A 12,795-nucleotide genomic window follows, 5' to 3' on the forward strand; every position below is an offset into this window, starting at 1 on the left:
GACACGCTTTTGCCAATCCCGAATCCCCAATCCCGGCTGTTACGAATCCCCAATTCCAAATTCCTAATCCCGGCTCTCAAGCACCCCGAGCGTCCGCAGCCAGGTTTCCACCAGCTGCGGCCACTGCGCGACTGGCAGGTTCTTCGCGCGCAAACCGAAAGCGTGGCCGCCATGGGCGTAGATGTGCATTTCCGTCGGCACGTCGGCATGGTTGAGCGCGACGTAGTACGCCAGTACCTGCGAGATGCCGTCCACATAGTCGTCCTGCGCCTGCAGCAGGAAGGTCGGCGGTGTGTCGGCGACGACGCGGATGTCCGGACGCAGCCCCAGATCGGTGAAATCGCGGGTGTCGGCGTCCTCGTCCTCGTGCACCCACAGATGGCCCGGATACACGGCGATGGCGAAGTCCGGGCGGCAGCTCACGCGATCGGCAGCGTCCACCAACGGATAGGTGCGCTGGGCGAAGTGCGTGCTGGTCGCGGCCACCAGGTGCCCACCGGCGGAAAAGCCCATCACACCGATCTTGTGCGGATCCACGCCCCAGGTCGCGGCCTGTTGCCGCACCAGGCCCAGCGTGCGCTGCGCGTCCTGCAGCGCAGTCTGCACCTTGGGGTAGTAACGACGGTCATCGACCCAGGTCGGCCCCGAGTTCGGCACGCGGTACTTCAGCAGCACGCAGGTGATGCCGCGCGAGACCAGCCAGTCGCAGATCTCCGTGCCCTCCAGGTCCATCGCCAGCATCTGGTAGCCGCCGCCGGGAAACACCACCACCGCCGCGCCGGTGTTGTGGCCCTGCGCCGGGTACACGGTCATGGTCGGCCGGCTGACGTTGTCGATCCGGGCCCCGGGACCGCCCGTTTCCGGCTTCGGATGCGGCAAGGCATCCGGCACCGCGCCGGGCCAGATCGGCACCTGCACGTGGCCGGGCGAGGGTTCCCAGACCCGCGCCTGCGCGGCGTGGGCAAACAGACCGATGGCGATGGCCAACGAACAGCATACGAATCGACGCATGGGATGCTCCGAACAGGATTGGGAATGGAAGAAACCGCACGAGGGCGCACGGCCGCGGCAGCTGTGGCCGTTGGGTGCAACGCAGGCGATCGCACGCGCATCGGCACGAGGGCACAGCCGATGATCACGAACAGCGTCTCGCAGGAACGGCTCTTGCCCCCTGTTGTGCGATCAACCGCGACGGACTTTCCCGGTAAAGCCCGTCGCGGCTGAAGCCGTTCCTATGAAAGAGCGACCTGCATCCGGCGCGATGCGGCGAACGCAGGCGATCAAACGCGCAAAGCTGCCGCCTAGCCGGCGCGCGTTGCCTGCGCAGGCAACGACGCGGCCACCGCCTGCGCCACCGCCTTCAGCGTCGCATCGCGCGCGGCGCTGTCGACGCTTGCGCCGTTGAGGTAGGCGGTGAGCAGCAGCGGCGTGGCTCGCCCCGGCGCCCAGATGATGGCAATGTCGTTGCGGGTGTCGGTGCCGTTGCTGCCGGTCTTGTCGCCGATCTGCCAGCCCGCCGGCAGGCCGGCGCGCAGGCAGTCCTTGCCGGTGCGGTTGTCGCGCATCCAGCCGATCAGGCGCTGCCGCGAGACGGGTTGCAGCGCCTCGCCGAGCAACAGGGTGCGCATCGTCGCGGCCATCGCCGCGGGCGTGGTGGTGTCGCGCGGATTGCCGGCGACGAAGTCGTTCATGCCTGGCTCGTTGCGGTCCAGCTGGGTCTGCGTATCGCCCAGCGCCCGCAGGAAGCGGGTCACCCCGGGCGGGTCGCCGACCAGCGGCAGCAGCAGGTTGGCCGCGGTGTTGTCGCTGTAGATCATCGCCGCACGGCACAGCTCGGCCACGCTGAGCGTGCCGCCGACATGGCGCTCGGACACCGGTGCATTCCCCAGCAGATCCGCCTTGCGCACCGGCACGCGCCGTTCCAGGGACAGTTCGCCGCGGTCGACCCGCTGCAGCACCGCTCCCGCCAATAGAAATTTGAAGGTACTGCACAGCGGGAAGCGCTCGTCCTGGTGCTGTCCGCCCAGCCTCGCGCCGCTGCCGTCGAGCAGGCTCACGCCCAACCGGCCACCACTGCGACGCTCGATGTCGGCCAAGCGCTGTTGCAGCGTGGGCGCAGGATGTTGCGCGGTTTTTGCCTGTACTGCAGCCACCGCCAGCAGGCTCGCGCCCATGCCCACGCCCTGCAGGAACCGTCGTCTCGTCAGCATCGTCCACCTCCGTCGGGAGCCAGGATGATGGCCGCATTGACCTGCCCCCACCAGCGAGGTTATTCAATCGCACCAATGAGAAAAATTGATATCTGGCGATGATCCGTCCGCACCTGCCGTTGAACGCCCTGCGTGCCTTCGAGGCCGCGGCGCGACACCAGAACCTGACCCGCGCCGCCGCCGAGCTGTGCGTGACCCAGGCCGCGCTGAGCCACCAGATCAAGCAGTTGGAGGTGCGCCTGGGCGTGGTGCTGTTCCAGCGCCTGCCGCGCGGCGTGGCCCTGACCGACGAGGGCCTGCGTCTGCATCCGGTGCTGACCGAGGCGTTCGACCGCATCGCCTCCACCCTGCAGCGCTTCGCCGGCGGCCGCTACCGCGAGACGCTGAGCGTGGGCGTGGTCGGCACGTTCGCAGTGGGCTGGCTGCTGCCGCGGCTGGATGCGTTCCACGCCGCGCATCCGGACATCGAACTGCGCGTGTACACCCACAACAACCGCGTCGACCTCGCCGGTGAAGGCCTGGACCTGGCGATCCGCTTCGGCGACGGCGACTGGCAGGGCGAGTACGCCACGCCGATCCTGGACGCCCCCTTCGCACCGGTGTGCGCGCCGGTGCTGGCGCCGCTGCTGCGCACGCCCGCAGACCTCGCCAGGACCACCCTGCTGCGCTCCTACCGGCTGGACGAATGGCCGCGCTGGCTGCAGGCCGCCGGCGCACCCGAGGTGCTGGCCGGCGGCCCGATCTGCGATGCCTCGCTGACCCTGGCCAGCATTGCCGCGGCCGGCCACGGCGTCGCCCTGCTGCCGCTGCGCCTGTTCGCCCAGGACCTGGATACCGGGCGCCTGCTGTGCCCGTTCCCGACCCGCATCGACCTGGGCCGCTACTGGCTGACCCGGCTGCGTTCGCGCGCGGAAAGCGACGCCGGCCGGCGCCTGCACCAATGGTTGCTGGCCGAGCAGGCGCTACGCCCGGATTGAGCGGTAGGTCGCGCTGCGGGCCCTTCTCCAGGTCACCTGGACCACGCACCTGGACGCATCCGGCACGCGCATTGCTTGGTCTATTAGCAGGGACTGACAGCAATGTGAAGAATTTGTGCACTGCCGCTTGGCGGCATGTCAGGCCCGAACTATGATCCTGGTCGCAGTCGGAATGTGCGCCTAGGGAAGGCGCCACCGCTTTCGGGGGAAACATGCTGATGAACCGTGTTGTCCTGACCGCCCGTCCGGGCCTGGTCTCGCGTGACGTCGTGCTGGCAGCCGTATTGGGATGCCTGTGTGTGCTGCATCTGGCCTACTTCCTGCGCGGCGGCGCCAGCGAATGGCATTGGGCGCTCAGCGCCACCGGCTTGGCGCTGATGGCGCTCAAGGCCAGCCTGCGACCGACGCCGACCGCCCGCCCCTCGCTGCAGAGCCTGCGCTCGCGCACGCCGCTGGACTGGGCGGCGATCGCCGGCGGCCTGCTGGTCGTGGCCAGCGCTGCCGCCTGAGCGGCGCGGGCCGGCGCGGCGCGCTGGCCGATTCGATCGTCCTTATCTGCCCCGCACGTCCGGCGCGACCGATCACGCCGGGCACGGCGTGCCACTGCCGCCAGCAGCGTCCTCGTGGGCCAGGCGCGCGCTCAGCCCTGGGCGCTGGCGCATGCAATGCAGGCGGGACTTGCCGTTGGCTGAGGCGATGCGGCGTCGGGGCTTAAGCCCCTCCCACACCGGGTGCGCCGGCTCGCGCTCCGGCCTCGCTTGGAGCGGCGTCAAGACGTGATTGAAGCCCCTCTCCCACCGGGAGAGGGGTTGGGGCGAGGGTACGCCAGCACGTGGGCCAGGCGCGCGCTCAGCCCTGGGCGCTGGCGCATGCAATGCAGGCGGGACTTGCCGTTGACTGAGGCGATGCGACGTCGGGGCTGAAGCCCCTCCCACACGGGGTGCGCCGGTTCGCGCTCCGGCCTCGCTTGGAGCGGCGTCAAGACGTGATTGAAGCCCCTCTCCCACCGGGAGAGGGGTTGGGGTGAGGGTAGGCCAGCACACACGGCCGGCTGCTCCGACTCCCCAGGCACACGCCCCCTCATCCGCCCCTTCGGGGCACCTTCTCCCGCAGGGAGACGGAACCGTTAGCTCGGCGGGAATCATCCATGCTCGGCGGCGACACCATCGCCGCGCCGCATCCGCGGGAACAGACCCGGCCCGGACATCCACATCTCACGTCTCTCCGGCGCACGCCCTGCCGGCGGCGCCCGCTACACGGCGCGCTTGCCGCCGTCGGTGCCTACCTGCGCCGCCGCCAGTTGCCGGAACGCATCGCGCTGCGCGGCATCGGCGAACCAGGACGTCGGCACCAGGTCGAACAGGACGTCATTCTGGTACAGCATCAGCACCTGCGCATTCTCGCGATAGCGCACGTCGTCGCGCCAGGAGCGTTGCACGCGCCCGTCCGCCCAGGTGATCTCCAGGCCGGCCGCGTCCCAGCGATAGGTGAGGCGATGCCGCAATGCCGCCTGTTGCGCGTGCAGGCGCCGCACCTTTCTTGGCATCGTCCATGCCGACTGGATGGTCTGGCCGATCAGGCCACCGCCACCGGCGACGGCCAGCATGACGCCGATGATGGCCATGCCGGAACCGTGCCTGGCGAACGCGAACACCGCCAGTCCGAGCAGCAGCGCCGCCATCACCAGCAGCACGCGTCGATGCCCACGCCGTTGATGCAGGCGTTGTGCGGCCAGGTAATCCTGCACCGTGATGCTGCCGCTGATCATCGTGCTCCTCCTCGCACTGTCGCCCAGGGCCGGGCACGGAGCGTGCCGCGCACCGCAGGATCGGTGCAAAGCGGCCAGTGCCGCACCCGCCGCCGGCGATGCCGAATGCCACGACGGCCCGCGTGGTGTTCCAGGATTGGCCGACGCAGGCGTGAGAGCCGCCCTCGCGGCCATGCACCGACGAGGGGACTTACGGCACGCCTCAGGCGCCGTCGATCAGTTCCATCCACGCCTGCTCGGCCTGCGCCAGGTCGCGCGCGGCCGTCTCGCGCTCGCGACCCAGCACCGCCATCTTCTCCGCATCGGCGTAGTGCTTCGGATCGGCCAGTTGGCGGTCGAGCTCGGCCAGGGTCGCTTCCAGTTCGCCCACGCGCTTCTCGGCGGCGGCCAGCTTGTGCGGGTTCGGCGGCTTCTTCGCCGGCAGCGGCTTGACCGGCGGCGGCGGGGTCGGCGCGGCCTCGGCCAGTTTCTGCTTGGTGCCCTGCGCGGCCGGTCGCGTACGCAGCCACGCGGCATAGGCGTCGAGGTCGCCGTCGAACGGCTCCACCACACCGTCGGCCACACGCCAGAAGGTGTCGCAGACCAGGCCGATCAGGTGGCGGTCGTGCGAGACCATCACGATCGCGCCTTCGAAATCGCTCAAGGCCTCAGCCAGCGCCTCGCGCATTTCCAGGTCGAGGTGGTTGGTCGGTTCGTCGAGCAGCAGCACGTTGGGCTGCTGCCAGGCGATCAGCGCCAGCGCCAGGCGCGCGCGCTCGCCGCCGGAGAACCCGTCGACCGGTTCGAACGCGCGGTCACCGGGGAAATTCCACTTGCCGAGGAAATCGCGGAACGCCTGGTTGCTGGCCTCCTTGTCGATCTCGCGCATGTGGTCCATCGGCGACTGGCCCTCGTGCAGCGACTCCACCGTGTGCTGGGCGAAGTAGCCGATGCGCAGGTCCGGGTGCGCCATGCGCTCGCCGGCGATGGGCGGCAGTTCGCCGACCAGGGTCTTGACCAGGGTGGTCTTGCCGGCGCCGTTGGGACCGAGCAGGCCGATGCGCTGGCCGGCCTCCAGGCCGAAGCCGACGTTGTGCAGGATCACCGCGTCCGCGCCGTAACCGGCCTCGGCGTGGTTGAGGCGGATCAGCGAGAACGGCAGCTTGGCCGGCGGCGCCAGCTCGATGCGGAACTCGCGCTCGGCGCGCACCGCCTCGGTGCCGGCCAGCTTCTCCAGGCGCTTCATCCGGCTCTGCGCCTGCGCCGCCTTGGAGGCCTTGGCCTTGAAGCGGTCGATGAAGCTCTGCAGGTGGGCGCGCTCGGCCTGTTCCTTCTCGTGCGCGATCTGCTGCTGGCGCAGCTGCTCGGCGCGCTGCCGCTCGAAATCGGTGTAGCCGCCGGTGTACAGCTTGGCGCCGCCGTTGTGCAGGTGCAGGGTGTGGGTGGCGACGTTGTCGAGGAACTCGCGATCGTGCGAGATCAGCAGCAGCGTGCCCGGGTACTTCAGCAGCCACTGTTCCAGCCAGTACACCGCGTCCAGGTCGAGGTGGTTGGTCGGTTCGTCGAGCAGCAGCAGGTCGCTGGGCATCATCAGCGCGCGCGCCAGGTTCAGGCGCACGCGCCAGCCGCCGGAGAACGAGGACACCGCGCGGTGATGGGTCTCGGCCGGGAAGCCCAGGCCGTGCAGCAGCTTGCCGGCACGCGCATCGGCGTCGTAGGCGCCCATCTCGGCCATCTTGGTGTGCGCGGCGGCGACCGCCTCCCAGTCCTCGCGCGCGGTCGCCTGGGCCTCTTCGGCCAGCACCGCGGCCACCGCGGTGTCGCCGCCGAGCACGAAGCTCAGCGCCGGGTCCGGCAGCGACGGGGTTTCCTGGGCGACGCTGGCGATGCGCACCTTGCCGGGCAGGTCGACGTCGCCCTTGTCGGCCTCCAGTTCGCCCTTCACCGCCGCGAACAGGCTGGACTTGCCGGCCCCGTTGCGGCCGACCACGCCCACCCGGTAGCCGGCGTGCAGGGTGAGGTCGACATTGGACAGCAACAGCCGCTCGCCGCGGCGCAAGGCGAAATTACGTAGGGAAATCAAGGCAGGGCACTCGGCTAGCGAGGCGGAAGTGTAGCCGCTTCGCCCGCCCCGGCCCACCCGGGGCGGCGACGCGGCGCGGTTCGGGCCGACGCGCGGGCTCCCGCGAAAACCCGACCCAGTGCCGTTTTTGTATACACGCCCGCGTGAAAAACGGATTTCAATCCGATGGCACACGCTGCATCGCACCATTTGCCCCCTCTAAACCGGAAATCGCCAGACCCACGCCAAGTCCCCCAGCCAGGAGTCTCCGCCCGATGACGCAACGCCGCCTCCCCCTCGTCAGTGCCGTCCTGCTCGCGCTCGCCTCCGGCAACAGCCTCGCCCAGTCCCAGCAGGCCCCGACCACGCTGGACAACATCATCGTCACCGGTACCCGCATCGCCGACCGCACCGTGGCCGAATCGCAATCGCCGATCGACATCATCGCGCCCGAAGCGCTGCAGGCCACCGGCGCCAGCGACCTCGCCAGCGCACTGGGCAAGCTGTTGCCGTCGCTGAACTTCCCGCGCCCGGCGATCAACGACGGCAACGACGCGCTGCGCCCGGCGACCCTGCGCGGCCTGTCGCCGGACGCGGTGCTGGTGTTGCTGGACGGCAAGCGCTACCACACCACCTCGCTGGTCAACTACAACCCGTCGGTCGGGCGCGGCTCGGCGCCGGCCGACCTCAACTCGATCCCGATGTCGGCAATCGCGCGCATCGAGGTGCTGCGCGACGGCGCCTCCGCGCAGTACGGCTCCGACGCCATCGCCGGCGTCATCAACATCGTGCTCAAGCACGGCGCCAAGGCCGGCAGCAACAGCGTGTCCGTCAGCGGCGGCATCATGGACAAGGGCGACGGCGCGCAGAACGGCATCGACGGCTCATACGGCCTGGCCTTCGGCGGCGCGCCGGGCGGCGAGGCGCCGGGCTGGGTGCGGGTGTCGTGGAACTACCTCAACGCGATGAACACCAACCGCGCCGAGAACACCGACAAGGCCACCACCCTGGCCGGGGCCGCCAACCCAAGCGGCGTTCCCTACGAGCGCTACGGCGACCCGGCGCTCAAGACCTATCAGGGGCTGGTCAATTTCGGCTACGCGCTCACCCCGCACGTCGACCTGTACGGCTACGCCAACGTCAGCCGCCGCGAGGTGCTGTCCAACGGCTACTACCGCGCCTGGGACAACAGCGACCGCAACGTGCAGGCGGTCTATCCCAACGGCTTCCTGCCGCAGATCTACAACCCGTCCAACGACCGCGCCGCGGTGCTCGGGGTCAAGGGCAGCACCGACAACGGCTGGACCTGGGACGTCTCCGCCGACTACGGCAAGAACGACGTCACCTTCGACCTGCGCAACACCATCAACACCAACCTGTACTGGAGTACCGGCGCCTCGCCGACCCGCTTCAACGCCGGCGGCTTCCGCAACGAGCAGAACGCGCTCAACGCCGATTTCAGCAAGTCGCTGGACTGGGGTCTGGCCTACCCGGTGAACCTCGCCTTCGGCGCCGAGTACCGGCAGGACAAGTACGCCGTGGTGGCCGGCTCGCCCACCTCGATCTACTTCGATCCGAACGCCATCAACCCCGAGACCGGCGCGCCCTACCCCGGTGGTTCGCAGGTGTTTCCCGGCCTGGCGCCCTCGGTGGCCGGGCAGTTCCAGCGCCACAGCAAGGCGGTGTACGCCGACCTGGAAGCGGACCTGAGCGAGCGCCTGTCCGGCGGGATCGCCGCACGCTACGAGGACTACAGCGATGCCGGCGCCACCCGCTCGGGCAAGCTGTCGGCGCGCTACCAGCTCAACGACGCCTTCGCCGTCCGCGGCACGCTCTCCAACGGCTTCCGCGCGCCCTCGCTGGCGCAACAGAACTACGCCTCGGTGGTGACCCTGCCAGTGGACGGCGTCCTCAGCCAGATTGGCACCTACCGCACCTCCGATCCGGTGGCCATCGCGCTCGGCGCCAAGCCACTGTCGCCGGAGAAATCCACCAACTACAGCGTCGGCGCCGTCTGGCAACCCGGCGGCGGCTTCAATGCCACCCTGGACCTGTACCAGATCCGCATCTGGGACCAGATCCTGTATTCGGACCAGATCTCGCTGGCCGTGCCGATCGGCCAGGTCAGCGCCGCGCAGTTCTTCGTCAACGGCGCCACCACCCGCACCCGCGGCGTGGACTGGGTAAGCAACTACCTGCTCGACCTCGACCGCGCCGGCACGCTCAACCTCAGCTTCAGCGCCAACTACAACAAGATCGAGATCCTGGAGATCTCCGACCCGAACTTCGGCCGCGCCAGCCAGGGCCTGCTGACCGACGCCACGCCACGCACCAAGTACGTGCTCAGCGGCGACTGGAGCCTGGCCGGCTGGACCCTGCACGGCGACGCCACCCGCTACGGCGCCATCACCCGCCGCGGCGACGAGGCCGACGGCAGCCAGGACCAGGGCTTCGCCGCACGCTGGCTGCTCAACCTGTCCACCAGCTACGCCTGGCACGACCTCACCTTTACCGTCGGCGCCGACAACGTCACCAACCAGTACCCGACCCGGACCGCGCTCAACAACATCTACGACGACCGCCCCAACGGCCTGCAGTACTCGCCGTTGTCGCCGTTCGGCTTCAACGGACGGTACTGGTACGGGCGGGTGAGCTACCGCTTCTGAGCGAACCTTGCGGGCGTCGCCGCGACAGGCGACGACGTCTCGCCACGCGTGACTCGCGCGGCCAATAGGCCTATGCCGCAATTGTCCCGGTGGACGCGGACGCTACCGGGACGTTGTTCGCGCCTTGCCATAGCGGACGGCGGCGCGGCGTTCTGCCGCCCCTTAGAACGTAATGGAATAAGAACATGCGCTTGCATCCTGCGACGCAGCACGCATGTTAAAAAATAATTAGACGTCCCTGAGGACGTGGCCTGTCGGCCTTGCCGGCCGCCGCGTGCCCCGCCTGCCGTTTTCGGCACCTGTTGGAGTTTCCATGAACCGTCCGTTGTCGCTGCTGGCGAGCGCCGTGCTCGCCGCCCTCGCCGCCCCCTCCTTCGCCCAGACCGCGTCCGACGCACCGAGCACGCCCAGCACGCTGGACACGGTGATCGTCACCGGTACCCGCGTCAGCGACCGCACCGTCGCCGAGTCGCAATCGCCGATCGACATCATCACCCCCGAGGCGCTGCAGGCCACCGGCACCTCGGAACTGGCGACCGCGCTGTCGCGCGCGCTGCCCTCGCTGAACTTCCCGCGCCCGGCGCTGACCGACGGCACCAGCGGCATCCGCCCGGCGCAGTTGCGCGGGCTCTCGCCCGACCAGGTGCTGGTGCTGGTCAACGGCAAGCGCCGCCACACCTCGGCGATGATCAACGTCAACGGCACCATCGGCCGCGGCGCCTCGGCGGTGGATCTCAACGCGATCCCGATCGCCGCGATCGAGCGGGTGGAAGTGCTGCGCGACGGCGCCTCGGCGCAGTACGGCTCCGACGCCATCGCCGGCGTGGTCAACATCGTGCTCAAGGGCGCCAGCGAAGGCGGCAGCCTGGCCGTGGAGCACGGGCAGTACTCGGCCGGCGACGGCGCCAAGTCGCAGCTCTCCGGCGATACCGGGGTCGGCTTCGGCGACGGCCGCGGCAGCCTGCACGTGGCCGGGCAGATCAGTCAGCAGGACGCCACCAACCGCGCCGGCCCCTACCAGGGCACCGCGCCGAACACCGGCAACTATCCCGGCATCGGCCAGACCACCTTCGTCTACGGCGATCCCAAGGTCGACGCCACCGCGGTCTCGGCCAACGGCGAGTTCCGCTTCGGCGACCACCTCACCGGCTACGCCACCGCGATCGCCAGCAACCGCGACATCACCTCGTTCGCGTTCTACCGCTCGCCCAACCACAACGGCCAGACCGCGCTGCTGGCGCAGGTCTACCCCGACGGCTACGTGCCGCAGATCGAGCAGTACTCCAAGGATCGCTCGCTGGTCGCCGGACTGAAGGGCAGCACCGCCGGCGGCTTCACCTGGGACGTCAGCTACAACTACGGCTACAACAAGGTCGACTTCCACACCGCCAACAGCATCAACTACAGCCTCGGCGCCGACAGCCCGAGTCGCTTCTACGACGGCGCGCTGGAGTACACCCAGAACGCGGTCAACGCCGACTTCACCCAGCCGCTGGAGTGGGGCCTGGCGTATCCGGTGACGCTGTCCTTCGGTGCCGAATACCGCCAGGAGAAGTGGAACCAGTCGCCGGGCGAGCCGGCCTCGTACACCGGCACCACCGGCGGCGCGCAGGGCTTCGCCGGCTTCGCGCCGCTCAACGCGGTGCATTCGGACCGCCACAACTACGCGGTGTACGCTGGCCTGGAAGCCGACCTCACCGACAAGTTCTCCGCCGGCCTCACCGGCCGCTACGAGGACTACTCCGATTTCGGCAGCAAGACCTCCGGCAAGCTGTCGGCGCGCTACGCGTTCACCGACAAGGTAGCGCTGCGCGGCACCGTCGCCAGCGGCTTCCGCGCGCCGTCGCTGGCGCAGCAGCAGTATCAGGCGGTGACCAGCAGCTACATCAACGGCAGCTTCTTCGAATCCGGCACTTTCCCGGTGAATAGCGCCGTGGCCCAGGCACTGGGCGCCGCGCCGCTGAAGGCCGAGACCTCGCTGTCCTACAGCCTGGGCCTGGTGCTGCAGCCGGTCGAGCGCCTGTACCTGACCGTGGACGCGTACCAGATCGAGATCGACGACCGCATTCTGCTGTCGTCCAACCTCAACGACGCGGCGGTGCTGGCCAAGCTGCGCCAGCTCGGCTACAGCAACGTCACCAGCGTGCGCTACTTCAGCAACGCCGCCGACACCCGAACCCGCGGCGTCGACGTGGTCGGCACCTACAGCATTCCGCTCGCGGCCAGCACGCTGGACCTCACCGCCAGCTACGGCTACAGCAAGACCGACATCACCCATGCGGTGACCCAGCCGCAGGCGCTGGCCGCCATCGGCTCGACCCAGACCACCCTGGGCCGCGACGAGATCGGCCGCCTGGAGGACAGCTACCCGAAGGACAAGCTGATCCTCAGCGGCACCTGGAAACTGCCGAAGTGGGACCTGAGCCTGGCCGCCACCCGCTACGGCGAATTCACCGTGCGCAATTCGGCCACCGCCGCACGCGACCAGACCTACGGCGCGGACTGGGTGGTCGACGCCTCGGCCAACTTCAAGCCGAGCACGAACTGGACGCTGACGCTGGGCGCGGACAACGTGTTCGACCAGTACCCGGACAAGACCGCCAACCTGATCAACTCCACCTACGGCATGCTGCCGTACAGCAACTACTCGCCGTACGGCTTCAACGGCGCCTATGTGTACGGGCGGATCAACTACCGCTGGTGATTGCAGGGCCGGGCGCTGATTGCTCCCGCGCAGAGCGACAGGATGACGGCCCGGGTTTCCGGGCCGTTGTTGTTGGGGCCGCGGATTTGGGATTTGGGATTGGAGATTCACCAGCCTGCGACGTTTTCGCCGACCTGAACTTCTTTGTAGGGGCGGCTTCAGCCGCGACCCGATGCTGTCTATGGGTCGCGGCTGAAGCCGCTCCTAAGGCGCATGGATCGGGCGTCCTTGTGGGAGGAACTTCAGTCCCGACGCATGAAGGTGCCAGGTGGCGTTGGGCTTCACTCGTCGCGGCTGAAGCGGCTCCCACATGCGCCATACACATTGCTCGCGAGATGCTGTGCTCGTGCCCCACGACGCGCCCGACACCGTGCTCTGCCCCGTGTCACGCAGCCAGCATCCTGCACATCGCGCTGCGAAAACGCCACG

Annotated in this window: 8 protein-coding genes; 4 read left to right on the forward strand and 4 right to left on the reverse strand. The window is 69.0% G+C overall.

What is annotated here, in order from left to right; translation table 11 throughout:
• Positions 1–63: 63 nt before the first annotated feature.
• Positions 64–1,011, reverse strand: a complete 948-nt coding sequence (locus GGR71_RS03005; RefSeq protein WP_456362583.1) for an alpha/beta hydrolase — start codon at positions 1,009–1,011, stop codon at positions 64–66.
• A gap of 290 nt (positions 1,012–1,301) precedes the next feature.
• Complete coding sequence (gene bla, locus GGR71_RS03010; RefSeq protein ID WP_160957348.1) at positions 1,302–2,210, reverse strand: class A beta-lactamase; 909 nt, start codon at positions 2,208–2,210, stop codon at positions 1,302–1,304.
• Between the two features lie 98 nt (positions 2,211–2,308).
• On the opposite strand from bla, the gene GGR71_RS03015 reads away from it, so the two are divergent.
• Together GGR71_RS03015 and GGR71_RS03020 are read left to right on the forward strand one after the other, a co-directional pair.
• The gene (locus GGR71_RS03015) at positions 2,309–3,187 is read left to right on the forward strand and encodes a LysR substrate-binding domain-containing protein (protein WP_160957347.1); all 879 of its coding nucleotides are present in this window, start codon (positions 2,309–2,311) and stop codon (positions 3,185–3,187) included.
• A gap of 218 nt (positions 3,188–3,405) precedes the next feature.
• Entirely contained in the window at positions 3,406–3,696 is a 291-nt protein-coding gene (locus tag GGR71_RS03020; protein ID WP_048491904.1) for a hypothetical protein, read from the forward strand.
• Positions 3,697–4,439: 743 nt separating this feature from the next.
• Here GGR71_RS03020 and GGR71_RS03025 read toward each other — a convergent pair.
• Together GGR71_RS03025 and GGR71_RS03030 are read right to left on the reverse strand one after the other, a co-directional pair.
• Positions 4,440–4,955 (reverse strand): YcxB family protein, encoded by a 516-nt coding sequence (locus GGR71_RS03025; RefSeq protein WP_160957346.1) that lies wholly within the window; start codon positions 4,953–4,955, stop codon positions 4,440–4,442.
• A gap of 202 nt (positions 4,956–5,157) precedes the next feature.
• Positions 5,158–7,017, reverse strand: coding sequence for an ABC-F family ATP-binding cassette domain-containing protein (locus GGR71_RS03030; RefSeq protein ID WP_184451619.1), 1,860 nt, complete (start codon positions 7,015–7,017; stop codon positions 5,158–5,160).
• Between the two features lie 254 nt (positions 7,018–7,271).
• Here GGR71_RS03030 and GGR71_RS03035 point away from each other — a divergent pair, with 254 nt between their 5' ends.
• On the forward strand, positions 7,272–9,662 hold the full coding sequence (locus GGR71_RS03035) for a TonB-dependent receptor plug domain-containing protein (protein WP_160957344.1): 2,391 nt from the start codon (positions 7,272–7,274) through the stop codon (positions 9,660–9,662).
• A gap of 313 nt (positions 9,663–9,975) precedes the next feature.
• Entirely contained in the window at positions 9,976–12,366 is a 2,391-nt protein-coding gene (locus GGR71_RS03040; protein ID WP_160957343.1) for a TonB-dependent receptor plug domain-containing protein, read from the forward strand.
• Positions 12,367–12,795 lie beyond the last annotated feature (429 nt).

The organism is Xanthomonas sp. F1, from assembly GCF_014199855.1.

Excerpts from the sequence above, each read along its gene's own strand:
- GGR71_RS03025 (WP_160957346.1), bottom strand. The coding sequence starts at position 4,955 with ATGATCAGCGGCAGCATCACGGTGCAGGATTACCTGGCCGCACAACGC.
- GGR71_RS03015 (WP_160957347.1), top strand. The coding sequence starts at position 2,309 with ATGATCCGTCCGCACCTGCCGTTGAACGCCCTGCGTGCCTTCGAGGCC.
- GGR71_RS03040 (WP_160957343.1), top strand. The coding sequence starts at position 9,976 with ATGAACCGTCCGTTGTCGCTGCTGGCGAGCGCCGTGCTCGCCGCCCTC.
- GGR71_RS03005 (WP_456362583.1), bottom strand. The coding sequence starts at position 1,011 with ATGCGTCGATTCGTATGCTGTTCGTTGGCCATCGCCATCGGTCTGTTT.
- bla (WP_160957348.1), bottom strand. The coding sequence starts at position 2,210 with ATGCTGACGAGACGACGGTTCCTGCAGGGCGTGGGCATGGGCGCGAGC.
- GGR71_RS03035 (WP_160957344.1), top strand. The coding sequence starts at position 7,272 with ATGACGCAACGCCGCCTCCCCCTCGTCAGTGCCGTCCTGCTCGCGCTC.
- GGR71_RS03020 (WP_048491904.1), top strand. The coding sequence starts at position 3,406 with ATGAACCGTGTTGTCCTGACCGCCCGTCCGGGCCTGGTCTCGCGTGAC.